Origin of the sequence: Pseudomonas fluorescens (genome assembly GCF_902498065.1) — a bacterium.
GTDB lineage: Bacteria > Pseudomonadota > Gammaproteobacteria > Pseudomonadales > Pseudomonadaceae > Aquipseudomonas > Aquipseudomonas fluorescens_BJ.
The window spans coordinates 229,897-254,177 of the sequence record NZ_CABVIR010000003.1 but is presented as its reverse complement, the minus strand read 5'-3'; the positions used below and the strand labels follow the sequence as shown (position 1 = coordinate 254,177).

Annotated in this window: 26 protein-coding genes; 13 read left to right on the top strand and 13 right to left on the bottom strand. The window is 59.0% G+C overall.

What is annotated here, in order from left to right:
- Nucleotides 1–49: 49 nt before the first annotated feature.
- On the bottom strand, nucleotides 50–709 hold the full coding sequence (locus F8N43_RS13905) for a glutathione S-transferase family protein (protein WP_150631418.1): 660 nt from the start codon (nucleotides 707–709) through the stop codon (nucleotides 50–52).
- A 125-nt stretch (nucleotides 710–834) separates the two neighbouring features.
- Between F8N43_RS13905 and F8N43_RS13900 the strand changes: the two genes are divergently transcribed.
- The 3 genes from F8N43_RS13900 to F8N43_RS13890 all read left to right on the top strand — a co-directional run bounded on the left by F8N43_RS13900 (nucleotide 835) and on the right by F8N43_RS13890 (nucleotide 4,631).
- Nucleotides 835–1,119 (top strand): hypothetical protein, encoded by a 285-nt coding sequence (locus F8N43_RS13900; RefSeq protein ID WP_008024357.1) that lies wholly within the window; start codon nucleotides 835–837, stop codon nucleotides 1,117–1,119.
- Nucleotides 1,120–1,345: 226 nt separating this feature from the next.
- Entirely contained in the window at nucleotides 1,346–1,591 is a 246-nt protein-coding gene (locus F8N43_RS13895; protein WP_135847736.1) for a TIGR02647 family protein, read from the top strand.
- A 193-nt stretch (nucleotides 1,592–1,784) separates the two neighbouring features.
- Nucleotides 1,785–4,631: a class I adenylate cyclase gene (locus tag F8N43_RS13890; RefSeq protein WP_150638116.1), complete on the top strand. Its 2,847-nt coding sequence runs from the start codon at nucleotides 1,785–1,787 to the stop codon at nucleotides 4,629–4,631.
- Between the two features lie 6 nt (nucleotides 4,632–4,637).
- Here the strand turns inward: F8N43_RS13890 and rnk are convergent, their stop codons facing one another.
- The 3 genes from rnk to cyaY form a co-directional block, all read right to left on the bottom strand.
- Nucleotides 4,638–5,048 carry a nucleoside diphosphate kinase regulator gene (gene rnk / locus F8N43_RS13885; protein WP_150631415.1) on the bottom strand — a complete coding sequence of 137 codons (411 nt, stop codon included), beginning with the start codon at nucleotides 5,046–5,048 and terminating at the stop codon, nucleotides 4,638–4,640.
- A gap of 221 nt (nucleotides 5,049–5,269) precedes the next feature.
- Nucleotides 5,270–5,497 (bottom strand): DUF1289 domain-containing protein, encoded by a 228-nt coding sequence (locus tag F8N43_RS13880; protein WP_150631414.1) that lies wholly within the window; start codon nucleotides 5,495–5,497, stop codon nucleotides 5,270–5,272.
- Nucleotides 5,498–5,501: 4 nt separating this feature from the next.
- Nucleotides 5,502–5,834: an iron donor protein CyaY gene (gene cyaY, locus F8N43_RS13875; RefSeq protein ID WP_150631413.1), complete on the bottom strand. Its 333-nt coding sequence runs from the start codon at nucleotides 5,832–5,834 to the stop codon at nucleotides 5,502–5,504.
- Nucleotides 5,835–6,163: 329 nt separating this feature from the next.
- On the opposite strand from cyaY, the gene lptM reads away from it, so the two are divergent.
- The 7 genes from lptM (at nucleotide 6,164) to F8N43_RS13835 (ending at nucleotide 12,263) form a co-directional block, all read left to right on the top strand.
- Nucleotides 6,164–6,337 (top strand): LPS translocon maturation chaperone LptM, encoded by a 174-nt coding sequence (gene lptM / locus F8N43_RS13865; protein ID WP_150631411.1) that lies wholly within the window; start codon nucleotides 6,164–6,166, stop codon nucleotides 6,335–6,337.
- Between the two features lie 9 nt (nucleotides 6,338–6,346).
- Entirely contained in the window at nucleotides 6,347–7,594 is a 1,248-nt protein-coding gene (gene lysA, locus F8N43_RS13860) for a diaminopimelate decarboxylase (RefSeq protein WP_150631410.1), read from the top strand.
- A gap of 4 nt (nucleotides 7,595–7,598) precedes the next feature.
- Nucleotides 7,599–8,429, top strand: a complete 831-nt coding sequence (dapF, locus tag F8N43_RS13855; RefSeq protein WP_017341442.1) for a diaminopimelate epimerase — start codon at nucleotides 7,599–7,601, stop codon at nucleotides 8,427–8,429.
- A 13-nt stretch (nucleotides 8,430–8,442) separates the two neighbouring features.
- The gene (locus tag F8N43_RS13850) at nucleotides 8,443–9,168 is read left to right on the top strand and encodes a DUF484 family protein (RefSeq protein ID WP_150631409.1); all 726 of its coding nucleotides are present in this window, start codon (nucleotides 8,443–8,445) and stop codon (nucleotides 9,166–9,168) included.
- 2 nt (nucleotides 9,169–9,170) lie between these two features.
- The gene (gene xerC / locus F8N43_RS13845) at nucleotides 9,171–10,070 is read left to right on the top strand and encodes a tyrosine recombinase XerC (RefSeq protein WP_150653925.1); all 900 of its coding nucleotides are present in this window, start codon (nucleotides 9,171–9,173) and stop codon (nucleotides 10,068–10,070) included.
- A complete protein-coding gene (locus F8N43_RS13840; protein WP_150653924.1) occupies nucleotides 10,067–10,771 on the top strand; it encodes an HAD family hydrolase in 705 nt (234 codons plus the stop codon). Before xerC ends, F8N43_RS13840 begins: the two co-directional genes overlap by 4 nt.
- Before the next feature lie 601 nt (nucleotides 10,772–11,372).
- On the top strand, nucleotides 11,373–12,263 hold the full coding sequence (locus F8N43_RS13835) for an RHS repeat-associated core domain-containing protein (protein WP_191630133.1): 891 nt from the start codon (nucleotides 11,373–11,375) through the stop codon (nucleotides 12,261–12,263).
- A 122-nt stretch (nucleotides 12,264–12,385) separates the two neighbouring features.
- On the opposite strand, the gene sutA is transcribed toward F8N43_RS13835, so the two are convergent.
- The 4 genes from sutA to glnK all read right to left on the bottom strand — a co-directional run bounded on the left by sutA (nucleotide 12,386) and on the right by glnK (nucleotide 15,161).
- Nucleotides 12,386–12,709, bottom strand: coding sequence for a transcriptional regulator SutA (sutA, locus tag F8N43_RS13830; protein WP_046045079.1), 324 nt, complete (start codon nucleotides 12,707–12,709; stop codon nucleotides 12,386–12,388).
- Nucleotides 12,710–12,810: 101 nt separating this feature from the next.
- Nucleotides 12,811–13,236 carry a secondary thiamine-phosphate synthase enzyme YjbQ gene (locus F8N43_RS13825; RefSeq protein ID WP_150631406.1) on the bottom strand — a complete coding sequence of 142 codons (426 nt, stop codon included), beginning with the start codon at nucleotides 13,234–13,236 and terminating at the stop codon, nucleotides 12,811–12,813.
- A 213-nt stretch (nucleotides 13,237–13,449) separates the two neighbouring features.
- A complete protein-coding gene (locus tag F8N43_RS13820) occupies nucleotides 13,450–14,787 on the bottom strand; it encodes an ammonium transporter (RefSeq protein ID WP_150631405.1) in 1,338 nt (445 codons plus the stop codon).
- Between the two features lie 35 nt (nucleotides 14,788–14,822).
- The gene (gene glnK, locus F8N43_RS13815) at nucleotides 14,823–15,161 is read right to left on the bottom strand and encodes a P-II family nitrogen regulator (protein WP_002555808.1); all 339 of its coding nucleotides are present in this window, start codon (nucleotides 15,159–15,161) and stop codon (nucleotides 14,823–14,825) included.
- Between the two features lie 418 nt (nucleotides 15,162–15,579).
- Here glnK and F8N43_RS13810 point away from each other — a divergent pair, with 418 nt between their 5' ends.
- Nucleotides 15,580–15,840, top strand: a complete 261-nt coding sequence (locus F8N43_RS13810; RefSeq protein WP_150631404.1) for an accessory factor UbiK family protein — start codon at nucleotides 15,580–15,582, stop codon at nucleotides 15,838–15,840.
- Between the two features lie 440 nt (nucleotides 15,841–16,280).
- Nucleotides 16,281–16,802, top strand: a complete 522-nt coding sequence (locus tag F8N43_RS13800) for a Bro-N domain-containing protein (protein WP_150631402.1) — start codon at nucleotides 16,281–16,283, stop codon at nucleotides 16,800–16,802.
- A 52-nt stretch (nucleotides 16,803–16,854) separates the two neighbouring features.
- Here the strand turns inward: F8N43_RS13800 and F8N43_RS13795 are convergent, their stop codons facing one another.
- Both F8N43_RS13795 and F8N43_RS13790 read right to left on the bottom strand, forming a co-directional pair.
- A complete protein-coding gene (locus F8N43_RS13795) occupies nucleotides 16,855–17,160 on the bottom strand; it encodes a HigA family addiction module antitoxin (protein WP_030129123.1) in 306 nt (101 codons plus the stop codon).
- 8 nt (nucleotides 17,161–17,168) lie between these two features.
- Nucleotides 17,169–17,447 (bottom strand): type II toxin-antitoxin system RelE/ParE family toxin, encoded by a 279-nt coding sequence (locus F8N43_RS13790; RefSeq protein ID WP_150631401.1) that lies wholly within the window; start codon nucleotides 17,445–17,447, stop codon nucleotides 17,169–17,171.
- Between the two features lie 770 nt (nucleotides 17,448–18,217).
- Here F8N43_RS13790 and F8N43_RS13780 point away from each other — a divergent pair.
- On the top strand, nucleotides 18,218–19,711 hold the full coding sequence (locus tag F8N43_RS13780; protein WP_150638126.1) for a YifB family Mg chelatase-like AAA ATPase: 1,494 nt from the start codon (nucleotides 18,218–18,220) through the stop codon (nucleotides 19,709–19,711).
- Nucleotides 19,712–19,716: 5 nt separating this feature from the next.
- Here F8N43_RS13780 and F8N43_RS13775 read toward each other — a convergent pair whose 3' ends face one another.
- The 3 genes from F8N43_RS13775 to F8N43_RS13760 all read right to left on the bottom strand — a co-directional run bounded on the left by F8N43_RS13775 (nucleotide 19,717) and on the right by F8N43_RS13760 (nucleotide 24,267).
- Nucleotides 19,717–20,931, bottom strand: coding sequence for an aldose 1-epimerase family protein (locus tag F8N43_RS13775; RefSeq protein WP_150631368.1), 1,215 nt, complete (start codon nucleotides 20,929–20,931; stop codon nucleotides 19,717–19,719).
- Between the two features lie 257 nt (nucleotides 20,932–21,188).
- Complete coding sequence (locus tag F8N43_RS13770) at nucleotides 21,189–23,165, bottom strand: methyl-accepting chemotaxis protein (protein ID WP_150653922.1); 1,977 nt, start codon at nucleotides 23,163–23,165, stop codon at nucleotides 21,189–21,191.
- A gap of 181 nt (nucleotides 23,166–23,346) precedes the next feature.
- Nucleotides 23,347–24,267, bottom strand: coding sequence for a LysR substrate-binding domain-containing protein (locus F8N43_RS13760; protein ID WP_150631366.1), 921 nt, complete (start codon nucleotides 24,265–24,267; stop codon nucleotides 23,347–23,349).
- Nucleotides 24,268–24,281: the final 14 nt, after the last annotated feature.

The window sequence follows — 24,281 nt, the reverse complement described above, 5'->3', positions numbered from 1 at the left end:
CGTGGGAGCGAGCCTGCTCGCGAAGGCTAACTTCAGAGCACTGCAAAACCTACTTCTTGGACGCGACCATCGCCAGGAACGCTGGCATCGCCGCGTCCTTGTCCGCCGCAATCCGCTGCACGTTGGGGTTCTGCTCCAGACGCTCGAGCAGCGCCTTGGCCGCCGGCATGTCGGCCAACAGATCAATACCAAACAGCTTGTGCGCCACCGCACAGGCCAGCGGCACGCTGTACAGGAAATACAAATCCGCAATGCTCAGGCTGTCGCCTGCGACATAAGGGGCAAACTTGCCGTGCCGTTCAAGCGAGGCAAAACCCAGCAGCAACTCGGTTTTAGTCTTGTCCTTGATCGCGTCCGGCACCGGCGCGCCGAAAAATGCCTCGCCGTAACAGGCGCGACCCGGCAGCTCGATGTACAGCTCGATTTCCTTGGCCAGCGCCAGGACCTGTGCGCGCTCGAAGGGATCGCTCGGCAACAGCGGCGTGCCCTTCTGGCTCTGTTCGATGTACTCGAGAATCACCGCGGTTTCGTTGACAAACCCTTGCTCGACGCGCAGCACCGGCACTTTGCCGCGCGGGCTGATCGCCAATGCCTCGGGGCTTTTGCCCGCGTAAAACGGGACTTCCTCGAATGGCAGTCCTTTCTCCAGCAGCGCCAGTTTCACCATGTTGTAGTAGTTGCTGACGGGAAATCCATAAAGCTTGAGCATCACAAAGCCTCCAGGCCGTGCGGGGTTGGCAGTGCCTGCTTTATAGAACGCCAAGGCGTTTCTCGCCAGCAGCATCATGGCGCTGAATGCAGGTAAACTGCCCGCCTTAACTTGAGGAGCCTGCCATGAGCGAGCCAACCGACATCGACAGCGACGAAGAAGAATTCACTGAAAACACCCTGATCGAAGCGATCGAAAACCAGATCGAAAGCGACAACCCGCCAGCGGCCAAGGCGACCTTCAACAAGCTGACCCTGGTGGGTTATGAGCGTGAGGAAATCCTCAACCTGATGGCTCACGTATTAGCGGTGGAAATCGACGCGATCCTCGAAGAAGACCGCGCGTTCAACACCGAATGGTACGAAGCGGCGCTGCGCGCACTGCCGGAATTGCCGCCGGAAAAGAAGTAAGCGAAGACCTTCCGGGAGCGGCTTGCCCGCTCCCACACAAATTGTCACCCATCATTCCTGCCTTCCCCCAGACCCTGACTACACTGGTACGCACCCCGCTGCCGCACCACCCGCCGGGGAATGCTTCCCGAGGTGAAAAAACCCTGTCGCGAGCACTGGACATGCCGCCCGAGTGGGATCACCTTAGGGGCGCTGTCGTCCAATTCCTAGAAAGTCTGGAGTCCTTATGTCGCTTACCCCTGAGTTGGTTGCCGAACTGGAAATCCTCGCACTCTTCAACCTGGACAGTTCCCAGGAAGGTTTGAAAATTCATCAGACCGCTGCCCCGAAAGCCATTGCTGCCGCTCAACGCCTGTACGAAAAAGAACTGATCGACCAGCCCGATGGCGGTTATCTGACCAGCCTGGGTCGTGATGCCGCGCAAAGTGTGCAAACCGTTCTCACCATTCTGAGCGTCCAGGAAACAGCCTGAGCCACCGTATCGCCCACGGAAACCCCTGCTATGGGATTTCCGCGGGCACTCTCTGATACAAACTGTCGCCCAACGATAGAAATCTGACGCCAAAAAAACAAAATCAGCCTGATAGTCCCGGAGCCGAGGCGCTAAACTGCCCCTCATCCTGAGACCCTCCACGTCCGAGCCCTGCGAGCCGGTTTGAGCTGACATGACCCGCACCCATGAAATCCGCCCCGATCTGGACGAGGGAATTGACCGCAAGGTTCTCGGCCAGTTGCGCGCACGCTTTCTAAAGCTCAACGAGGGCCGCATGGCGCGGGCCATGGAAGGGCTGTCGACCCGCCAGCAAGGGGTGCTGACCCTGCTGCCGCTGTTTTTCCACGTCAATCATCCGCTGTTGCCGGGTTACGTTTCCGGAAGCACGCCCGCCGGGCTGTCTAACTTCGAGCCTGACGCCAACGCCCTGGCCGAAGCCCAACGCCTGACCCGTTCGTTTTCCTACAAGCCGCGCCACGGCAGCAATCCACCCCGACCGATTCACGGCCTGTTCCTGATGGGCAGCCTCGGCACCCTCGCCCAGGCCGATCAAAGCGACATGGACGTGTGGGTCTGTCACGCGCCGGACTTGAGCGAAAGCGAACTCAACGAGCTGCGCAAAAAATGCCAGTTGCTCGAAACCTGGGCCGCGAGCCAAGGCGCCGAGGCGCATTTTTTCCTGATCGACCCCGCCCGCTTCGTGCTCGGCGAACGCGACACGCAATTGAGTTCGGAAGACTGCGGCACCACCCAGCATTACCTGCTGCTGGACGAGTTCTACCGCACCGCGATCTGGCTGGCCGGCCGCACGCCGATCTGGTGGCTGGTGCCCGTATATGAAGAGGCCGCCTACGACCGCTACACCCACACGCTGCTGTCCAAGCGCTTCATCCGTGCCGACGAAACCCTGGACCTGGGGCATCTGGCGTACATCCCGCCCGGCGAATTCATCGGCGCCGGGCTCTGGCAGTTGTTCAAAGGGATCGAGTCACCCTACAAGTCGGTGCTCAAGCTGTTGCTGACCGAGGTCTACGCCAGCGAACACCCCAGGGTTCAATGCCTGAGCCTGCGTTTCAAGCAAGCGGTGTTCGCCAACCGGCTCGACCTCGATGAGCTCGACCCGTACATCGTGGTCTACCGGCGCATCGAGGAATACCTCACCGCCCGAGGCGAACCGGAGCGCCTGGAGCTGGTGCGGCGCGCGCTGTACCTGAAGGTCAATCGCAAACTCACCGGCAGCAGCAGTCGCACCCAGAGTTGGCAGCGCTCGCTGCTGGAACGCCTGGCCCGGGAATGGCATTGGGATCAACGTCAACTGGCGCTGCTGGATAGCCGCAGTCAGTGGAAAGTCCGCCAGGTCAGTTCTGAACGCAGGGCGTTGGTCAACGAACTGAATTACAGCTACCGCTTCCTCACCGAGTTCGCCCGCAGCGAACAGACCGTCAGCCTGATCAACAAGCGCGACCTCAACGTGCTGGGGCGACGTCTGTACGCAGCGTTCGAGCGCAAGGCCGACAAAGTCGAGTTCATCAACCCGGGCATCGCCCCGGATCTGGCCGAAGACACCCTGACCCTGGTGCATGCGCCTGACAAGAAAGAATCGGGGCAAACCCAGTGGGGCTTATACAACGGCAGCCTCACCGCTCTCGAGTGGGAGCATTTCGCACCGATCAAACGCAGCCGCCAACTACTGCAACTGTTGACCTGGTGCCACCGCAACGGCGTGATCGACAGCAGCACGCGCCTGGCGCTGCACCCGGGCGACAGTGACCTGAGCGAGTTCGAACTGTTCAACCTGCTCGGCAGCCTGCAACAGAGCATCGCCCTGCCCTTGCCCACGGTCGCCGAAGAACCGCTGCTGCGCGCCAGCGTACCGAGCGAGGTGCTGATTCTGGTGAATGTCGGCGTCGATCCGCTCAAGCATCACCGTGACCTGAATATTCTGATGACCACCGAGCGCACGGACTCCCTGAGTTACGCCGGGGTCCGAGAGAACCTGGTGCTGACCCTCGATCAGGTCACGCTCAACAGCTGGAACGAGGTGTCGGTCAATCGCTTCGACGGCCCTCACGCCCTGCTCAATTGTCTGCGCGATTACCTCAACAACCTGCCAAGCGGCCCACAGCAACCCAAATTACGCGTGCGTTGCTTCTGCCATAACCGCGCGCAGTTCATCGCGCAACGGGTCGAGGAAGTGATCGACACCGCGCAGAACCTGCTGCTGAGCAAGCTCAATCACCGCTACCTGATTCAGGTCCAGCAGCATTACCACGTGCTGGAATTGGTGCCGGGGCAGGTCAATCACGTCGCCCTCGCCACCCTGCCGGCGCTGTTCGACTACCTCGGCGAAGAGCTGGCGAGCTACAGCCCGCTGCACCTGGACCCGATGGCGCTGGAGGATCAGGACCTGGCGCTGATTCTGCCCATGGGTCAGCCAGAGTGCGTTCAGGTGTTCTACCGAATTCACGAAGACCAGGCCGATCTGTACGTGTTGGATGAGTTCAATGCCTTGTGGCAGCAGCGCTTGCCATACCACGACGAACAAAGCCTGCTGGTGCCGTTGCAACGCTTCCTGTTATCGATCCAGTACCGGCGCGATGCCTTGCTGCCGATGGACGCCGCCCAACCTCTGAGCCTGGACACGCTGTATTACCAATTGCTGCCGTCGGGCCCCGGACGAGCGCGCCGGGTCGAAGCCCGAATCGCGCCGCAAACCCCGGTCAACAAGCCGTTCTATGATGTGCAGGCGATCGTCGGCAAAGCCGCGCCGGGCGAAGTGCAAGTCACGTTGTATTGCAATCAGCGGGAATTTTCAGAGCTGGAGCATGGCGACCAACTGTTCAGTGTGGTCGCCCGGGAAATCGTCGAGCAGCGCCGTGAAACCGAACGCTATCGCTGCTACATCACCGACCTCGACCTGTCGGGGCTGCTCGGTGATGGTCAGAGCTCAAGCAATTTGTATTTGCGCTACAAGGCCGATCTGGAGCGCGCATTGAATGACGCGCTCGAGGTGGTCTGAGGAAAGTTATTCCGGGAAGGAGCCGCCATTGGCTGGCTGCGATTCGACTTCAAGCAGGGTCAGTTTCAGGGTCTTGCCACCGGGTGCGGGCCAGTCGATGTGCTGGCCAACCTTCAGGCCCAGCAGTGCGCTGCCGACAGGCGCCAGAATGGAGATCTTGCCTTCGTCAGCGTTGGCATCCTTTGGATAGACCAACGTCAGGTGATAGTCCTTGCCGCTGCTTTCTTCACGGCAATGCACACGGGAATTCATGGTCACGACATCGGCGGGCACTTCATCGTGACCGACCAGCGTATCGGCGCGATCCAGTTCGGTTTGCAGCGCGATAACGCCCGGCAGCGAGTCATCCAGGCTGTCGATCAGGCGTTCCAGACGTTGAACGTCCAGACGAGTAAGGGTGATGGAAGGTGCGGTCATGATAGAGGCAGACTCCTTTCTTCTGCACAGAAAAAGCAAAACCCCGCCAGAAAAAGGCGGGGTTTTCACGAACCTCGATGGGTTGAGGCGTTTCTGGACACTATCACAGCTCAAAAAATATACAAGCCGCAAGCGGACGGCGTGCAATCCCTGTAGCACCTGGCGACAGGATCTTGAACGTTGCAGCGACCTTAAGGCCGCCATCGCTGGCAAGCCAGCCCCTACAGAGGATCGGCGCAGGCTTTGCGATTGGAGGCTTGGGCGCAAATCGTGCGCCGTCGATCATCATCGGCCGAGCGCCATTCGCGGATGTCTTCGACATGGCGAAAACACCCCAGGCAGACCTTCTGCTCGTCCAGCCTACACACACCGCTGCACGGCGAAGGCACCGCCGGGCTGACATTGCTGTAGAGCGGTTTTGGCGGTCGAACGGGTGCAGGCTGGGTCACGATCTCACAGGCCTTCGAAGTCTAATTCAACGCCAGCCTGTTGCTGGACGATGCGCTCAAGCATCTCGCCGAGCTGCTCTTCGCTCTTGTCGCACATCCAGCGTTCGCTCTCTTCGTCGTAGTCGAAGTGGAAGCCACCCGACACCGCCGCCAGCCACAGCTGACGCAGTGGCTCCTGACGGCTGAAGATCAACTGGCTGCCGTTTTCGAACTTGACGGTGAGCACACCGGCCGAGCTCTCCAGATCGATATCCAGGTCACTCTCGTCGAAAATATCTTCCAGCGATTGCTGGGTGGCATCGACCAGATCGTGGAAACGGGCTTCGGTCAAACTCATTGCGGCAACCTCAAAAAGTGTCTGTTCACGCTCAAGCGCCGCAAGATACGGGCGAGCCCCGGTGATTGCAAAGGATAACGACCAAGCACCGATATAGGTACATCAAACACCGCCCCTGTGCGAGCGGGCTTGCTCGCGAAGGGGCCAGCACATTCAACATCTTTATTGACTGAACCGCCGCTTTCGCGGGCAAGCCCGCTCCCACAGGGATTGCATCCGGCTGGCCGGCATCGAGCCAAGCCCCGCCGGACGGGAGCCCGGTCGCATAGGCAAGCTGCCGGGTGGCCGGTATACTCCGGCGCAATTAACGCATTCTCAAGGATTTCGCCATGAAGCGCCTGATCTCTTCCCTTGCTGCGCTCGCCGCGGTTGCCTGCCTTGTGTCGGCCTGTGGTCAAAAAGGCCCGCTGTACCTGCCTGACGATTCCCAGGACCCTGCCGAGCAGGCCCAGTCCTCGCAAAAGCAGCCGTCGAAAGCTCACAAGCACGACGTCTACCAATAAGGGAACGCCATGGACGCTTTTAACTACCGTGACGGCGAGCTGTTCGCGGAAGGGGTTGCCCTGTCCGCCATCGCCGAACGCTTTGGCACACCGACTTACGTCTACTCCCGCGCCCACATCGAAGCCCAGTACCTGGCGTTTGCCGATGCACTGGCTGGCATGCCGCACCTGGTCTGCTACGCGGTCAAGGCCAACTCCAACCTCGGTGTATTGAATGTCCTGGCGCGATTGGGCGCTGGTTTTGACATCGTTTCCCGTGGCGAGCTGGAACGCGTACTGGCCGCTGGCGGCAGCGCCGACAAGATCGTGTTCTCCGGCGTCGGCAAGACCCGTGACGACATGCGTCGCGCCCTGGAAGTCGGCGTGCATTGCTTCAACGTCGAATCCACCGACGAGCTGGAGCGCCTGCAAGTGGTCGCCGCCGAACTGGGCGTTCGCGCACCGATCTCGTTGCGCGTGAACCCGGACGTCGATGCCGGCACCCACCCGTACATTTCCACCGGTCTCAAAGAGAACAAGTTCGGCATCGCCATTGCCGACGCCGAAGACGTGTACATCCGCGCCGCGCAGCTGCCGAACCTGGAAGTGGTCGGCGTCGATTGCCATATCGGTTCGCAACTGACCACCCTGCCGCCGTTCATCGACGCCCTCGACCGCCTGCTGGGTCTGGTCGACCGCCTCGGCGATTGCGGCATCTACCTGCGCCACATCGATCTCGGTGGTGGTTTGGGCGTACGTTATCGCGATGAAGAGCCGCCGCTGGCCGCCGACTACATCAGAGCCGTGCGCGAGCGTCTCGACGGTCGCGACCTGGCGCTGGTGTTCGAGCCGGGCCGGTTCATCGTCGCCAACGCCGGCGTGCTGCTGACTCAGGTCGAGTACCTCAAGCACACCGAACACAAAGACTTCGCCATCGTCGACGCAGCCATGAACGACCTGATCCGCCCGGCGCTGTATCAAGCCTGGATGGACGTCACCGCCGTGCGCCCTCGCGCAACCGCCGCTCGTGCCTACGACATTGTCGGACCGATCTGCGAGACCGGCGACTTCCTGGCCAAGGATCGTCAGTTGGCACTGGAAGAAGGCGACCTGCTGGCCGTGCATTCGGCCGGCGCCTACGGGTTTGTCATGAGTTCCAACTACAACACCCGCGGCCGTACCGCCGAAGTGTTGGTGGACGGTGATCAGGCATTTGAAGTGCGTCGCCGTGAGACGGTAGCCGAGTTGTTTGCTGGCGAAAGCCTGCTGCCGGAGTAAAACCATGCTGCTGCGTTTTACCAAAATGCACGGCTTGGGCAATGACTTCATGGTCCTCGACCTGGTCAGCCAGCACGCGCACATCCTGCCCAAGCATGCCAAGCAATGGGGCGATCGGCACACCGGCATCGGTTTCGACCAGTTGCTGATCGTCGAAGCGCCGAGCAACCCGGACGTGGATTTCCGTTATCGGATCTTCAATTCCGACGGCTCCGAAGTGGAACAGTGCGGCAACGGTGCCCGCTGTTTCGCCCGTTTTGTGCTCGACAAGCGCCTGACCGCAAAACGGCAGATTCGCGTCGAAACCAAAAGTGGCATTATCGAGCTGGATATCCGCAGCGACGGCCAGATCAGCGTCGACATGGGCGCGCCGCGCCTGGTGCCGGCCGACATACCGTTCGTTGCCGACAGTCAGGCGCTGAGCTACTCGCTCGACGTCGACGGCGCAGCAGTTGAACTGGCCGCCGTGTCGATGGGCAACCCGCATGCGGTGTTGCGCGTCACGGATATCAACAACGCACCGGTGCATGAACTGGGGCCGAAAATCGAACATCACCCGCGCTTCCCGGCACGGGTCAATGTCGGTTTTCTCCAGGTCATCGACCGGAACCGCGCGCAGCTGCGCGTCTGGGAACGTGGCGCCGGGGAAACCCAGGCCTGCGGCACCGGCGCTTGTGCGGCTGCAGTGGCCGCGATCAGCCAGGGGTGGATGGATTCGCCGCTATTGATCGACCTGCCCGGCGGGCGTCTGTCCATTGAATGGGCAGGCCCAGGCCAACCGGTGTTGATGACCGGCCCGGCAGTCCGTGTTTACGAAGGACAAGTACGTCTTTGAGTGAGTCAAACCCATGACCGACAAGCCCCAGGTTCCCGCCCGACAGCCCGACGAATCCCCTTCCGAAAGCCTTGAGGCGGCGGCGATTGCCGCGTACCTGGAGGCTCATCCGGACTTCTTCGTCGAGCACGAAGACCTTCTTCCGGCGATGCGCATCCCGCACCAGCGTGGCGACACCATCTCGCTGGTCGAGCGCCAGATGACCATCCTGCGCGACCGCAACATCGAATTGCGTCATCGCCTCTCGCACTTGATGGACGTAGCCCGCGACAACGACCGCCTCTTCGACAAGACCCGCCGCCTGATTCTCGCGCTGATGGACGCCACCAGCCTGGAAGACGTGGTCATCAGCGTCGAAGACAGCTTGCGCCAGGACTTCCAGGTGCCTTTTGTCAGCCTGATCCTGCTGGGCGACAACCCGATGCCGGTCGGCCGCTGGGTGACCCACGCCGATGCGCAAACGGCCATTGGCGGTTTGCTCTCGGAAGACAAAAGCGTCAGCGGCAGCCTGCGCGAGCATGAACTGGACTTCCTGTTCGGCGAAGAGCAGCGCAAGCAGATCGGTTCGACCGCCGTCGTCGCCATCAGCCATCAAGGCATTCACGGCGTCCTGGCCATCGCCAGCCGAGATCCGCAGCACTACAAGAGCTCGGTCGGCACGCTGTTCCTCAGCTACATCGCCGAAGTCATGGGCCGCGTGCTGCCACGGGTCAACAACTCCCTTCGCTCGGTACGCTGATCGTGGAACGGCAACTGGACGCTTACTGCGAACACCTGCGCAGTGAGCGGCAGGTGTCGCCCCACACGCTGGAGGCCTACCGCCGCGACCTCGACAAAGTGCTGGGCTTCTGTGTCAAACAGAACATCGGCAGCTGGGCCGCGCTGGATATCCAGCGCCTGCGCAGCCTGATCGCTCGCCTGCATTCCCAGGGTCAATCGTCGCGCAGCCTGGCGCGCCTGCTCTCGGCGGTGCGTGGGCTCTATCACTACCTGAATCGCGAAGGTCTTTGCGACCACGACCCGGCCAATGGTCTGGCGCCGCCGAAAGGTGAGCGCCGCCTGCCGAAAACCCTCGACACCGACCGTGCGCTGCAACTGCTTGAAGGTGCGGTGGAGGATGATTTTCTGGCACGGCGGGATCAAGCGATTCTGGAGCTGTTCTATTCATCGGGTTTGCGGCTGTCGGAGCTGACCGGGCTCAATCTCGATCAGCTCGATTTGGCCGACGGCATGGTTCAGGTGCTCGGCAAGGGCAGCAAGACCCGCCTGTTACCGGTGGGCAAAAAGGCTCGCGAAGCACTGGAGTTATGGCTGCCACTGCGGGCCATGACCCATCCGGCGGATGACGCAGTGTTCGTCAGCCAGCAAGGCCGGCGCCTTGGCCCTCGGGCGATTCAGGTGCGAGTCAAGGCCGCTGGCGCGCGCGAACTGGGGCAAAACCTGCATCCGCACATGTTGCGGCACTCCTTCGCCAGCCACTTGCTGGAATCCTCGCAGGACTTGCGCGCGGTGCAGGAGCTGCTCGGCCACTCGGACATCAAGACCACCCAGATCTACACCCACCTGGACTTCCAGCATCTGGCGACGGTTTACGACAGCGCCCATCCACGGGCCAAACGCATTAAGGGCGATGATTCATGACAATCCAATTGATCACCTTCGACCTCGACGACACCCTGTGGGACACCGCCCCGGTAATCGTCAGCGCCGAAGCCGTATTGCGTGAATGGCTGACTGAACACGCACCGAACCTGGGCGCGGTGCCGGTGGAGCATTTGTGGGGGATTCGCGAGCGCATTCTGGGCAGCGAACCGAGCCTCAAGCATCGAATCAGCGCGCTGCGTCGCCGCGTGCTTTTTCATGCACTGGAAGAGGCCGGTTACGGCCATGATCAGGCGTCCGACCTGGCCGATCAGAGTTTTGAAGTGTTTCTGCATGCCCGGCATCAGCTGGAAATATTCCCGGAAGTCGAGCCAACGCTGGAGAGGCTGGCCAAACACTACGCACTCGGCGTCGTCACCAACGGCAATGCCGATGTGCGCCGTTTGGGGCTGGCCGACTACTTCAAGTTTGCGTTGTGCGCCGAAGACATCGGCATCGCCAAACCGGACGCACGCCTGTTTCATGAAGCCTTGAAGCGTGGCGACGCAACGGCCGCGACGGCGGTGCATATCGGCGACCACCCGGGCGATGACATTGCCGGGGCGCAACAGGCGGGGTTGCGGGCGATCTGGTTTAACCCGCAAGGCAAGTTGTGGGAGGCGCAGAAGGCGCCGGATGCCGAGGTTCGCAGCCTGACCGAGTTGCCGGCGTTGCTGGCGCGGTGGAACGCCCAACACTGATACTGAAAACACCACAAAACCCTGTGGGAGCGAGCCTGCTCGCGATGAGCGACTTAACATTCAAAATTGATATTGACTGATACACCGCCATCGCGAGCAGGCTCGCTCCCACAAGGGATTGCATCGCCCCGAAAATTTTATCCCTCCCATGAAAAAGCCCGCAGCGACGGCGGGCTTTTTCTGCAAGCAAGGGCAGACGCTTAGATAGGCCGGCTGCCGTACTTGTTGTCAGGCTTCTTGGGAGGATCGGCGACCACATTGGCCTCGAAGTTCAGCTATCACTTCTGCTAGCTAGGAAAGCCACCTGTTTGGACCTACGCTGACCGCACAGTTAAGCTCATCTGAGGTCCCCATGCCGACTTCCCCATCCGCTTTACTTCGACAGTATGCGTACGACGCACTGGATAGGCTGATCGAGTCATCCCAGCCAGGACAGCCAGGCATTCAGCACTTTTACAATCGAAGCCGGTTAGCCACTCAAGTGCAAGGGGCTGCACAGTACTGCCTGTTTCAAAGTGAACATCAACTATTTGCTCAGCATCGACTCGAGAGCGGAACCAGTGAGAGAACCCTACTTTCACATGACCCCTCGCGCTCCGTCATGCAGGCGATAATTTCGGACAGAAGTAAAACTATCACCTACACCGCGTATGGCCACACCCAAAAGAAATGCAGCCCATTAACTCTATTACAATTTAATGGCGAGCTTATTGACAACCTAACCGGGCACTACCCTCTAGGGAATGGATACAGATCCTTCAACCCAGTATTGATGCGTTTCAATAGTCCAGACAGTATCAGTCCATTCGGGGCGGGAGGGCTCAACTGCTACGCCTATTGTGAAGGTGACCCTATTAACTTTGTTGACTCGACAGGTCATTTTGCTAATTCGCTTAGACAGTCGCTAGTTTCATTATTTAGCAGCCCGCTTAAAAAATCCCAATTATCAACTTCTCTAGACCTCACAGGAGGCGTCACAGAGGGACTGGGGAAGTACCAAAACATTAAGAGGATCACAAAAGGAATATATGCAGCTGATGAACCCATGCATGGAGGAAGAAAACGGTTGGTCATTAGTGGGCATGGCAGGGAAGGGGGGCATCTGACGAGTAACAATAAAATTCAGGACCCGCGAGAATTCGTAAGAAAAATGGAAAAAAAAGGAATATTTGCAACGGAGTACAGTGATGTTCACCTGTTGGTTTGTCACTCAGCCGAAGGAGGTGGCAATCGGTCTCTCGCACATTATTTAAACACTAATTTCAAAGTTCCAGTAACAGCCTATAAAGGTGAAATGGGTACATTTCACTCGCCTTCTCAGGTAGTAAAAAACGCGACGAAGAAAATTCCATGGATCTATCGCAGCTCGTTTCAGGTTCTTGAAGCAACCTTCGTTAAATCTAAGGAAGTGGACATCAGAACAAACGGAACGTACATTGCGTCCAATGGGAGAAAACAAAAATTGAATTATCAACCCGTGAAATTTGGCTGAGCCAAAATCTAAACTGATGGCAGTTGAAACTTACTCACTTCTAATCGTCATTGATTAGCTGCAATGCATCCATAAAAAGCCCGCAGCGACGGCGGGCTTTTTCAGCAAGCAAGGGCAGACGCTTAGATAGGCCGGCTGCCGTACTTGTTGTCAGGCTTCTTGGGAGGATCGGCGACCACATTGGCCTCCACTTCCTGCACCTTGCCGCCCTTGGCCAGGAACTCTTCCATGGCCCGCGCCAGAGCATCACGCTCCTTGTTTTTTGCTTCGACGCTCGGCAGCTCATCGACCGACACCGCTGCCTTGGCTTTGCCTTTGGCGGTCGGAACGGGCGCTTCACCGCCATCGTCGTCAGCAACGTCTTCCGCTGCTGTTTCCAGACCTTCTTCGGTTTCGTCGTCGTCGCCTACTTCGAGGTCGTCGTTTTCCAGATCATCGTCGCTCATGTTCTACCTCATGACTTGCGAAAAGCAGATTAGTTATAGCCCAGCTTCACCGTCTGTCGACAGCCGCCGGAAAAATTCAATAACCACTGATGACCAGCGGCTCATGCCCCTTCACCGTGCACGGTGGCGAGGACTTTACGGGCACCGCCAAAATCACGGTGCTCGCCCAGATAAACGCCTTGCCAGGTTCCCAGCGCCAGTCGGCCCGCCGAAATCGGCAAACTGAGCTGACAGCCAAGCACGCTGGCCTTGAAGTGCGCCGGGAGGTCGTCCAGGCCTTCGTCGTTATGCTCATAGCCGTCTGCTCCTTGTGGGATCAGACGATTGAAAAATCGTTCGAAGTCGCGACGTACCGCCGGATCGGCGTTCTCGTTGATGGTCAACGACGCCGAGGTATGCTGCAGCCACAAATGCAACAGACCGACCCGACACGCCTTGAGTTCAGGCAGGCCGGCGAGTAACTCGTCCGTTACCAGATGAAAGCCCCGGGGCCTTGCCCGCAGGGTAATCAGAGTCTGTTGCCACATACAGTTCTCCGCACGTTCGGGGCGCATTCTAGCGCGCTCTGGGAAAAAACAAAGGCCCTAATATTCCTTCAATCATGTAAGCCATTGGCCGCAGAAAAACGCCTGCCGTAAACACCCCTAAACGTGTACGAAAAAACCTTTCAGCAGCGCCTGCACGGACAAACTCCAGACAAAAAAATGCCCGGCAAGCCGGGCAAGTTTTTTATGCGCGTCTTACAAGTTGTAGCCGCGTTCGTTGTGAAGTGCCAGATCGATACCGACAGCCTCTTCTTCTTCGGTGATACGCAGCCCCATGACAGCGTCCAGCACCTTGAGAATGATGTAGGTAACGATTGCGGTGTAGATCACCGTGAAGCCCACGCCTTTGCACTGAATCCAGACTTGTGCGGCGATGTCGGTGACGGTGCCGAAGCCACCCAGCGACGGAGCGGCGAATACGCCGGTCAGAATCGCGCCGAGGATACCGCCGATACCGTGCACGCCGAAGGCGTCCAGGGAATCGTCATAGCCGAGTTTGCGTTTCAGGGTGGTGGCGCAGAAGAAGCACACCACGCCCGCAGCCAGACCGATCACCAGAGCGCCCATCGGGCCCACGGTGCCAGCGGCCGGAGTGATGGCAACCAGACCGGCGACCACACCCGAAGCGATACCCAGTGCACTTGGCTTGCCGTGGGTGATCCACTCGGCAAACATCCAGCCCAGGGCGGCGGCAGCGGTTGCGATCTGCGTCACCAGCATCGCCATACCGGCAGTGCCGTTGGCGGCTGCGGCAGAGCCGGCGTTGAAGCCGAACCAACCGACCCACAGCATGGCCGCACCCATCAGGGTGTAACCGAGGTTATGCGGGGCCATCGGGGTGGTCGGGAAGCCTTTACGCTTGCCGAGCACGATGCACGCCACCAGACCGGCCACACCGGCGTTGATGTGCACCACGGTGCCGCCAGCGAAGTCGAGTACGCCCCAGTCCCACATCAGGCCGCCGTTGCCGGACCAGACCATGTGCGCGATCGGCGCATAAACCAGAGTGAACCAGATGCCCATGAAAATCAGCATCGCGGAGAATTTCATCCGCTCGGCGAAAGCACCGACGATCAGCGCCGGGGTGATGATGGCGAAAGTCATCTGGAAGGTGATGAACACCGCCTCAGGGAACAGCGCCGCCGGACCGGTCAGGCTGGCTGGCGTGACACCGGCGAGGAAAGCCTTGCCCATGCCGCCGAAGAACGAGTTGAAGTTGACGACGCCCTGCTCCATGCCGGTGGTGTCGAACGCAATGCTGTAGCCATAAATGACCCACAGAATGCTGATCAGACCGGTAATGGCGAAGCACTGCATCATCACGGAAAGAATGTTTTTGGAGCGAACCATGCCGCCGTAGAACAGCGCGAGGCCGGGAATGGTCATGAACAGCACGAGGGCTGTCGAGGTCATCATCCAGGCGGTATCGCCGGAGTTGAGGACTGGGGCCGCCACTTCGTCTGCCGCCATAGCCAGGCTGGGCATTACGAGGGACAACAGGGCTCCTAGCCCTGCGAATTTACGCAGAGTCATATTGTTTTCTCCTGGGGCGTTGGGTTTGTGGCGGCTTAGATTGCGTCGGTATCGGTTTCGCCGGTACGGATGCGAATCGCCTGTTCCAGATTGACCACGAAGATCTTGCCGTCACCGATCTTGCCGGTGTTGGCAGCCTTGGTTATCGCCTCGATAACCCGGTCAAGATCCTTGTCGTCAATGGCGACATCGATCTTCACCTTGGGCAGGAAATCGACCACGTATTCCGCGCCGCGATACAGCTCGGTGTGACCCTTCTGCCGACCGAAGCCTTTGACTTCAGTAACGGTAATGCCCTGCACGCCGATCTCGGACAGCGATTCGCGCACGTCGTCCAACTTGAACGGCTTGATGATGGCAGTGACTAGCTTCATGAAAACTCTCTCCCGAATTGGTGGACTTGCCCCAGGAAAACAAACCCGGCTCAAGTCTAAGCGCAGTGCCTGGCTTTGTAACGCATCGTCGGCCTTACCTGCCCGTCCGACGCCAGCTAACCGCTCCGTACGAAACACTTCCCCGTTCCGCTTGGCGCACTGCATTCGTCACAGCGACTGCATCAGTGCATGGGTCACTACCGTCTAAGCAGAAAGCTTGCCATCTCCACAAAACCCTCAGTTTTCAAGCGGTTGCCCGTATTTGCCCACCACATCGCGGCAACACCTGACGCGTTACGCACAACAACGGTGCGGCGCCGTCCGTCCGCATGCGCGAAAAGCGTGCATCCCGGGCGTCGGGATTGACTATAGACACTGCGTGATACACTGCCCGCCATTGTTTCCAGGACCTTTTCCCATGCTCGCGCCCAAAGACTTCCTCGACGCCCTGACCGGCACCGCCTCCCGCCTCTTCAGCGGCGAAACCCCGCTGCCGAAAAGCGAAATCGAAAGCCAGTTCAAGGCGTTGTTGCAGAGCGGCTTCAGCAAACTGGACCTGGTGAGCCGGGAAGAATTTGATAGTCAGATGGTTGTGCTGGCGCGCACTCGTGCGCGGCTGGAGAGTCTTGAGACGAAGGTCGCGGAGCTGGAAGCGAAGCTCAATCCGCCGACCGAGTAACGCCGCATATCCCACTTTGAAACCCAATCTACTGTGGGAGCGAGCCTGCTCGCGATTGAAGGTCGGAACGACCTTCAGATTTACCTGTAGGAACGGCCGCAGGCCGCGATCTTTCGATCTTCAGCCCCGCAAAAAACCGGGCATCTTCCTACAACAAAACCACCGCCGTCCGATTGCGCCGCAAAGCCCCGGTTCCTAAGCTCACCCAATGCTGAATGTTCAGCACTGGGTTTGGCGACCCGGAACCAAGCAATGCAGCAAACATCGTTCGATTTCAGGTATTTTTTTCCCGATTCGAAATATGGCGGCTGTGTGTGGGAGACCTTAGGGTCTGCCGGAATTCGCTTGGCCGGTTCGCCAACCCGCACGCAGCTGCCACCCTTATTGTTTGGCGACGATAAGTGGCAGTCATCTACCAAGCGAAATTGGGGTACTGCTCGATGGACGAAAATTATCTAATCCCTCACATCTTCACCCGCCACAAACTCCACCTCCACGCCCTCCTCCTCGAAAACCAACCCTGGTTCTGCGCCCGCGACCTCGGCCGCCTCCTGCGCCTCTACATCGAAGAACGCACCGTCCGCAAACTCGACCCCGACCAACACCAAACCGCACGAATGCTCATCCACGGCACCCTCGAAAACACCCTGCTGATCAGCGAATCCGGCGTCTACGCCCTGCTCGTCTACCACTACTGCCCCGAATACCGAGGACTGCGCGAATGGCTGACCCACGACGTAGTGCCAGCCCTCAGAGATGCCCAACAACCGGCAACAAGCGAACGCCCGGTCCTGAGCCTGTTGAACTGGCCGGAGATGTCACTGAGTTTGCTGCACTGGAATAACCAGCCGTGGATTCGGTTGCAGGATGTTCCGCAGATGCTGGCAGATGGTGAACGGACGCAGCGCTCGATCAATACACCATGGTGGAAGCGTGCTTCCCGAATACTCCAGGCATTCTGAACGACAAAAAAAACCCCACGTTATAGCGTGGGGTTCGTTCAGGAATTGAGGATCAGGCGCAGTGCGGAAGCCGCTCAACCTGATCCCGGATCGCTGCTCCTCGCTCAATCTCGGCTTTGCGCAAATCGTAAGTCGATTGCAGGTTCAGCCAAAATTCCGGGGTCGTGTCCAGACAGATAGATAGCCTTAGAGCCATATCAGCGCTGACACCCCGACGCTGGAGCACGATGTCGTTCACCGTAGGTGTCGAAACGCTCAATGCTCTAGCCAAGGCTGCCGCCGTAAGGCTCAGAGGCTCCAGGTATTCCTCTTTGAGGATCTCGCCGGGGTGAACCGGGCGCATACCATTCTTAGTCATTACTCACCTCAGTGATAATCGACGATTTCGACATTCTCTGGCCCGTTAAGACCCCAAACAAAGCAAATTCGCCATTGAGCGTTGATACGGATGCTGTGCTGACCTTTTCGGTTTCCCCCCAATGCCTCCAAGCGATTTCCCGGCGGGGATCGAAGGTCAATCAGTACGGCAGCAGCATCAAGCATCGTCAGCTTTCGTTCCACGACACTCAGAATGGCTGACCACATACGGGTCTTACCGTTGCGAAACAGGTACTCGGTCTCAGAACACTTAAAGCTAACGATCATAAATTAAAGCTTAACGTTATGCATTAATCTTAAGTGTATAACCTGAATTCACTTATGCAAATGCGCCAATGCGACTCTTGGCCATCCCTTCAAAGCTTTAGGAAAAGGACTACCAAGGGCCTTCAGAACTCCTTCCAAACCAAGACGCTTCCTACAAAAAGGAGCACCAATTCTCATTGCATCACTACCGCGCTCACCTCTTAAGCTGATCAACCTGTAAAACCATCTGCAAATCCAGAAGAGATCGCTATGAAACCCGGAAAACGAAAAGACAAACTGCGACTCATCGCTGGATATCATGCGGAGGCACTCCGGCTGGCCGGGAACGTATCTGCCACTCAACGCCGCTTTTTTGAGGTTGCTGCGGCTCGCGGTAAAGAGTTGGAACCAAGCGGCTGGCTCGCCGGTTACAGAGCACCCGCTACGGCTAATTCGACAACAAAAGGTGAACAACCTCAGCACCGTGAGTGTATTCACTAAGGACGCAGGCCCTAGCCTCCCCGAAACCACACAAAAAACCGCTTCCTCAAGGCGGTTTTTTATCGCCTTCGATTCAGCTTTCGCCGCAGTCCTTCATAGATCCAGGCAACGTGCTACAACAACCTCATCCCGCGACTGATTACGTCGTAGATCCCCACTCCCTTACGCTTCACCCATCAGAAAGACACTCGCAACATCCTGCGAATATTTGGCACCTGCGCCATCACGCGCCCCCGACTACCCTTCAAAAACCGCAGGAAGCGGTTCCCGTAAAAGTTCAAGGAACGACCATGTCCCTCTCCATCGTCCACAGCCGCGCCCAGATTGGCGTGGATGCGCCCGCCGTTACCGTAGAAGTCCATCTGGCCAACGGTCTGCCGTCATTGACGATGGTCGGCTTGCCCGAAGCCGCTGTGAAGGAAAGCAAGGATCGGGTACGCAGTGCGATCATCAACTCAGGCCTGCAATTCCCGGCGCGGCGTATCACGCTCAATCTCGCCCCCGCTGATTTGCCGAAGGACGGCGGACGATTCGATCTGGCGATTGCTTTGGGGATTCTCTCTGCCAGCGTGCAGGTGCCGACGTTGACACTGGATGACATTGAATGCCTTGGAGAGTTGGCGTTGTCCGGCGCGGTACGTGCCGTGAGAGGCGTGTTGCCGGCAGCGCTGGCTGCCCGCAAGGCCGGGCGCTCGTTGATGGTGCCGCGAGCGAACGCCGAGGAAGCGTGCCTGGCGTCAGGGTTGAAGGTGTTTGCCGTGGATCACCTGCTGGAAGCCGTTGCGCATTTCAATGGGCATACACCGGTCGAGCCCTACGTTTCCAATGGCCTGCTCTACGCCAGCAAACCCTATCCAGACTTGAATGAAGTACAGGGCCAACTGTCGGCCAAGCGCGCTCTGCTGATCGCGGCGGCGGGCGCTCATAACCTGCTGTTCAGCGGACCACCGGGTACGGGAAAAACGCTTTTGGCGAGTCGTTTGCCAGGACTGCTTCCGCCATTGGCAGAAAATGAAGCACTGGAAGTCGCCGCCATTCAGTCCGTCACCAGTTGCGTGCCCTTGAGTCACTGGCCGCAACGACCCTTCCGCCAACCCCACCATTCAGCCTCGGGCCCGGCGTTGGTGGGCGGTGGCTCAAAACCACAACCCGGCGAAATCACCCTCGCCCATCATGGTGTGCTGTTCCTCGACGAACTTCCGGAATTCGATCGCAAGGTGTTGGAGGTTTTAAGAGAACCACTGGAATCCGGCCACATCGTGATTTCCCGCGCCAAGGATCGCGTGAGGTTTCCCGCGCGCTTTCAATTGGTCGCCGCGATGAACCCGTGTCCCTGTGGATATCTTGGCGAACCCAGTGGCAAATGCAGCTGTACCCCGGACATGGTCCAGCGTTACCGCAACAAACTGTCGGGGCCACTGCTGGATCGCATCGACCTGCACCTGACCGTCGCCCGGGAACCCACGGCGTTGAATCCTGCGCTAAAACCCGGCGATGACACCGCCACTGCTGCAGCGCTGGTCGCCGAAGCCCGGGAGCGGCAACACAAACGCCAAGGTTGTGCCAATGCATTCCTTGATTTGCCGGGACTGCGCCGTCACTGCAAGTTATCCACAACCGACGAAGCCTGGCTGGAAACCGCCTGCGAGCGTTTGACCTTGTCACTCAGGTCGGCCCACCGACTGCTCAAGGTCGCGCGCACATTGGCGGACCTCGAACAGGTCAATGGCATCACTCGTGAGCATCTGGCGGAAGCGTTGCAGTACCGGCCAACCGCCAGCTGATGAAGTCACTCCTTGGTGAGATCCACCAACGGCGTCTGCCGCACCTCGGTTTCACGCCCGCCCTGAATATCACTCACCCGTTTCAGCGCCTTGTCCACAGCACCCTTGTCCGCCAACAGGCTGTAGCTGATCTGAAACTGCTTGTGCTCCTTCGGTGCAATCGTCGGCACCAGCCCCAGCGGCCGCTGATAGCGCCGGTTATAGGAGAAGCTGGTCCCCGGCTCGAGACCGGTGACGTAGCCCTGGCCTTGGGTATCGGTGTTTTTCCACAGCGAAAACACGGGCAGCGTTTGAGTGTTGAAGCCGACCGAAATGCCCAGGTTAGCGGCCTTGTTGTGCAGGACCGTCAGCGTATCGCCCTTGGCGTCGGCATATGGCACGACGTTGTAAACCGTTTCGTCGTAGTCCTTGGTCGGTGCGCGGTAGGTCTGCCAGTCCGGCAGGTCGTCTTTGGCCTTGTCATTGAACGGCGAGACCTGCTTCACCGGTGCGGCGAAGCGGGCGCCCTGCTCAAGGAACGGGGTGCTGAAGTTACTGTGGTACAGCGCCTGGTATTCCTTCGGATAGTCGCCGTTATTGGTCAGAGTGTCGTTGAGGCTGAAGCTCACACTGCCCGGTTCAGTGACCAGTTCGGTTGTGACAGAAAAGTCGACTTTCTTGAACGCCTGCTCTTTCAGCTCGCCGCGCAGGCTGATGGCATACGGCGGTTTTTCGTCGATGTGCAGGGTGACGGTGCTGGCCGGGATGTTGGCAGCGCGGCCGTGCAGAGTCAGCAACTCGCCGTTGTCCATACCGGGGTGGCCGACCCACTCGTAGCCGCAGCGGGTGACCAACTCGTTGAAACCTTCCAGCCAGCCCAGTCCACCACGACCGTTGAGTTCGATGAAGGATGGATTGACCACTTCCTTGACCGGCGAATCCCAGCCCATACGCACATTGCCGACCGAGGCTTGCAGGACGTTCATCCCGCGAGTAGGCACCACCGAGAGTTTCATCGTGCCGTTATCGATGTCGACGATGCTGACACCCTCCTGCCGACCGCCGTGCAGAGTTCGCAGGGTTACGGAAAAGGGTTTGTCGGTTTTCACCCCGAGTTGCTGGCTGGTGATTTGCCAGTTCTGGGCAGCCTTTTCGGTGTCGAGAAGAACGTAGTCCCAGGCCATGGCGTGGGAGGCAGCAGAGAATGCGCTGAGCGCGATGATGAGTTTGAGCGGAGTCATGGCAGGAGCCTTTCTTGGAGTTGTGCCATTTTTATAGACTTGCTGAAACGATTCATCAAGTTAAAAGATGGGAGACAAACGCCAAGAAGACAACCGAGGGGTATTGATCCGCGAATGTGCGGCAAATCGAAAATGGGGTCGATCCCTTGGCGAGCAGGCTCGCTCCCACATTGGATCTGAGGCGAACACAATATTTGTGAACACCGCAGTTCTAATGTGGGAGCGAGCCTACTCGCGATGACTACTTCAGAGACGCCTCACCGAAACCGGTCAACCTCAGAACGCAAGTCCGCCGCCAGGCTTTCAAGCTCCTTGGCAGTAACCGCCAGGTTCGACACCACTTCCCGTTGCTCGCTGTTCGCCAGCGCAATGCTTTGCAGGTTGCTGCTGAGCAGGGTCGCGGTGCTGCTCTGCTCCTGGGTCGCCGTGGTGATCGCCGCGAATTGTTCACCGGCGGAACGGCTTTGCTCATCGATCCGCGCCAGTGCTGAAGCGACATTGGCGTTGCGCGACAAGCCTTCCTGCATCAGAACGTTGCCCTGCTCCATGGTGCTGATGGCGTTGCCGGTTTCCTGCTGAATGCTTTGGATCATCCCGGAAATTTCGTCAGTGGCCTGGCGGGTGCGTGAAGCCAGGTTGCGCACTTCATCGGCCACCACCGCAAAACCGCGACCTTGTTCACCGGCACGCGCCGCTTCGATGGCGGCGTTGAGCGCCAGCAGGTTGGTTTGCTCGGCAATCGAGGTGATCACGCCGACAATGCCCCCGATTTCCTGCGAACGCTGACCCAAGGTGTTGATCACCGTGGCGGTGCTGTTCAGCGCGCCAGCGATTTGCTCCAAGGACGAGGACGCTTCATCCATCGATGTACGACCGATCTGGGTTTGCTGTGCGTTTTCCTGCGCCAGACGCTGAGTGCTGCCCATGTTGTCGGCAATGTTCAACGAGGTGGCGCTGAATTCTTCCACGGCGCCGGCCATGCTGGTGATCTCGCCGGACTGCTGCTCCATGCCTTCATAGGCACCACCCGACAAACCGGACAACGCCTGGGCACGGCTGTTGACCTCTTGCGAGGCCTTGCGGATGTGCTCGACCATGGTCGACAGCGCTTGGCTCATCTGGTTGAAGGCGCGGGCCAACTGACCGATTTCGTCGTTGCTCGACACATTCAGACGCACGCTCAGATCACCCGCACCCAAAGCTTCGGCCTGACGTACCAGATCACCCAGCGGCGCCAGCTTGCTGCGCAGCAGCCAGACAGCCGAGCCCACGGCGATCAACATCGCCAGCAGGCTGCCAATTGCCAATTGAATGCCGACAGCCCAGGTGACAGCACGGATTTCGCTTTTCGGCATGCTCGCCACGACTGACCACGGCCCGCCTTCAAATGGCACGGCAATGCTGTAGAAGTCTTCGGATTTGTCGCTCCAGAACTCACCTTTACCCGGCGTCTTGGCCAGACTGTTTATCGTCTTGACCGCTTGATCCGGTGCTTGCACGCCTGCAATCGGCACCAGCCATTTGTTCTGCTCATCGAGCAATGCCAGAGAACCGGTCTGCCCGATGCGGAAGCGTGTGAGGTTGGCAAATTGCGCGTTCTGCGCGTCGGTGTAATCGAACCCTACGTACAGCACGGCAATAACCTTACCGCTGCTGTCGCGTACGGGGGTGTATTGCGACATGTAGAAGCGTTCGAACAGCAAGGCTCGACCCACGTAATTCTGCCCCGCCAACAGGCGCGTGTAAGCCGGGTTCGCATGATCGAGCAACGTGCCGATGGCGCGGCTGCCGTCCTGTTTAGTGACGTTCGTACTGACCCGAATGAACTCATCGCCGCTGCGCACGAACACCGTCGCAACGCCCGCGGTCATTTGCTTGAACTCGTCCACTTCCTTGAAGTTGTTGTTCAGCACCTCGCTGCCCAAGTGCAGGCCGGGGGTCTGCGTGCCCGCCACGGTCACCGGTTCGTCCGGATGTACGCTCAACCCTGCGCTGAAGCGCTTCTCGAACAGCCCCGCCAGGCGTTGGGTACTTTCACGCAATGTGCCGTGAAACGTACTCAACTGGTCGGCCAGCAACCTCGCCTCGCTGGCCAGGTGTTCTTCGCGGGTAGCGAGGTTGGCCGTGTCCAGCGAACGCAAGGCGAACAGGGTGCTGCCGCTGATGACAATCGCCAGAATAACGGCGAGCGCAAGACCAAGCTGTGAGGCAATCCGGGCACGAGGTTGAGACATGACAGCTCCTGGCCGAGCGATCTGATCCTCCTTGATCGGCTACTCAGCAAAATTTCTAATAATGGGAATTGCGTCGAACCTGCACGAAGGTTCCATCTGCAGATTTTCGGCGGCAAACCTGAATACTTGAGTAAAAAGCCGGGATATGGCTCAAGGCCGCTATTTCGAGGGCTCTATCGATTCAGCTCAAGTGCTCGACGTCCGGCAATTTCATGGCCTGCGCTTCGCTTTGCAGAAAATCGCTGAGGCGGCGCAAACGTTCACCTCCGGGGCGGGTTTTCGGCCAGACGAGGTAATAATGCTCACCGCTGGCGACGGCAGTCGGCCACGGCAAACTCAGACGGCCCTGCGCCACATCCTCGGCCACCATCAAAAGATCGCCCATGGACACGCCATAACCCCGGGCGGCGGCAATCATCCCCAGCTCCAGCGTATCGAACACCTGTCCGCCCTTGAGCGACACCTGATCGGTCAATCCCATGCGCTCAAGCCAGTTGCGCCAGTCACGTCGGTCCGGCGTCGGGTGCAGCAATTCGGCATTGGCCAGGCGCGCGACGTCCCACGGTTGATCCTTCAGAAGATTCGGCGCGCCGACCGGAATCAGTTCCTCCGGGAACAGCAGACTCGCCTCCCAGTCCGGCGGAAAATGCCCGTTGCTGAGGATCACGGCGCAGTCGAACGGTTCATGGTTGAAGTCCACCGAGTCGATGTCCATCCAGGCGCTGGTCAGTTGCACCTCGTTACCCGGTTGCAGGTGGCGGAAGCGGCTGAGCCGCGCCAGCAGCCAGCGCATGGTCAGGGTCGACGGCGCCTTCATGCGCAGGATGTCATCTTCGGCGCGCAAGGTATTGCAGGCGCGCTCAAGGGCGGTGAATCCTTCGCGAATGCCCGGCAGGATCAGCCGCGCCGACTCGGTCAGTTGCAAATTGCGCCCGCTGCGGTGAAACAGCCGGCAGGCAAAATGCTCTTCAAGCGTACGAATGTGCCGACTGACCGCACTCTGCGTAATCGACAACTCTTCAGCGGCACGGGTAAACGAGCTATGCCGCGCCGCCGCTTCAAATGCGCGAAGGGCATAAAGAGGAGGAAGACGACGGGACATTCGGAAAGCTCCTA

Excerpts from the sequence above, each read along its gene's own strand:
- F8N43_RS13905 (WP_150631418.1), bottom strand. The coding sequence starts at position 709 with ATGCTCAAGCTTTATGGATTTCCCGTCAGCAACTACTACAACATGGTG.
- F8N43_RS13900 (WP_008024357.1), top strand. The coding sequence starts at position 835 with ATGAGCGAGCCAACCGACATCGACAGCGACGAAGAAGAATTCACTGAA.
- F8N43_RS13895 (WP_135847736.1), top strand. The coding sequence starts at position 1,346 with ATGTCGCTTACCCCTGAGTTGGTTGCCGAACTGGAAATCCTCGCACTC.
- F8N43_RS13890 (WP_150638116.1), top strand. The coding sequence starts at position 1,785 with ATGACCCGCACCCATGAAATCCGCCCCGATCTGGACGAGGGAATTGAC.
- rnk (WP_150631415.1), bottom strand. The coding sequence starts at position 5,048 with ATGACCGCACCTTCCATCACCCTTACTCGTCTGGACGTTCAACGTCTG.
- cyaY (WP_150631413.1), bottom strand. The coding sequence starts at position 5,834 with ATGAGTTTGACCGAAGCCCGTTTCCACGATCTGGTCGATGCCACCCAG.
- lptM (WP_150631411.1), top strand. The coding sequence starts at position 6,164 with ATGAAGCGCCTGATCTCTTCCCTTGCTGCGCTCGCCGCGGTTGCCTGC.
- lysA (WP_150631410.1), top strand. The coding sequence starts at position 6,347 with ATGGACGCTTTTAACTACCGTGACGGCGAGCTGTTCGCGGAAGGGGTT.
- dapF (WP_017341442.1), top strand. The coding sequence starts at position 7,599 with ATGCTGCTGCGTTTTACCAAAATGCACGGCTTGGGCAATGACTTCATG.
- F8N43_RS13850 (WP_150631409.1), top strand. The coding sequence starts at position 8,443 with ATGACCGACAAGCCCCAGGTTCCCGCCCGACAGCCCGACGAATCCCCT.
- F8N43_RS13840 (WP_150653924.1), top strand. The coding sequence starts at position 10,067 with ATGACAATCCAATTGATCACCTTCGACCTCGACGACACCCTGTGGGAC.
- F8N43_RS13835 (WP_191630133.1), top strand. The coding sequence starts at position 11,373 with ATGCAGGCGATAATTTCGGACAGAAGTAAAACTATCACCTACACCGCG.
- sutA (WP_046045079.1), bottom strand. The coding sequence starts at position 12,709 with ATGAGCGACGATGATCTGGAAAACGACGACCTCGAAGTAGGCGACGAC.
- F8N43_RS13825 (WP_150631406.1), bottom strand. The coding sequence starts at position 13,236 with ATGTGGCAACAGACTCTGATTACCCTGCGGGCAAGGCCCCGGGGCTTT.
- F8N43_RS13820 (WP_150631405.1), bottom strand. The coding sequence starts at position 14,787 with ATGACTCTGCGTAAATTCGCAGGGCTAGGAGCCCTGTTGTCCCTCGTA.
- glnK (WP_002555808.1), bottom strand. The coding sequence starts at position 15,161 with ATGAAGCTAGTCACTGCCATCATCAAGCCGTTCAAGTTGGACGACGTG.
- F8N43_RS13810 (WP_150631404.1), top strand. The coding sequence starts at position 15,580 with ATGCTCGCGCCCAAAGACTTCCTCGACGCCCTGACCGGCACCGCCTCC.
- F8N43_RS13800 (WP_150631402.1), top strand. The coding sequence starts at position 16,281 with ATGGACGAAAATTATCTAATCCCTCACATCTTCACCCGCCACAAACTC.
- F8N43_RS13795 (WP_030129123.1), bottom strand. The coding sequence starts at position 17,160 with ATGACTAAGAATGGTATGCGCCCGGTTCACCCCGGCGAGATCCTCAAA.
- F8N43_RS13790 (WP_150631401.1), bottom strand. The coding sequence starts at position 17,447 with ATGATCGTTAGCTTTAAGTGTTCTGAGACCGAGTACCTGTTTCGCAAC.
- F8N43_RS13780 (WP_150638126.1), top strand. The coding sequence starts at position 18,218 with ATGTCCCTCTCCATCGTCCACAGCCGCGCCCAGATTGGCGTGGATGCG.
- F8N43_RS13775 (WP_150631368.1), bottom strand. The coding sequence starts at position 20,931 with ATGACTCCGCTCAAACTCATCATCGCGCTCAGCGCATTCTCTGCTGCC.
- F8N43_RS13770 (WP_150653922.1), bottom strand. The coding sequence starts at position 23,165 with ATGTCTCAACCTCGTGCCCGGATTGCCTCACAGCTTGGTCTTGCGCTC.
- F8N43_RS13760 (WP_150631366.1), bottom strand. The coding sequence starts at position 24,267 with ATGTCCCGTCGTCTTCCTCCTCTTTATGCCCTTCGCGCATTTGAAGCG.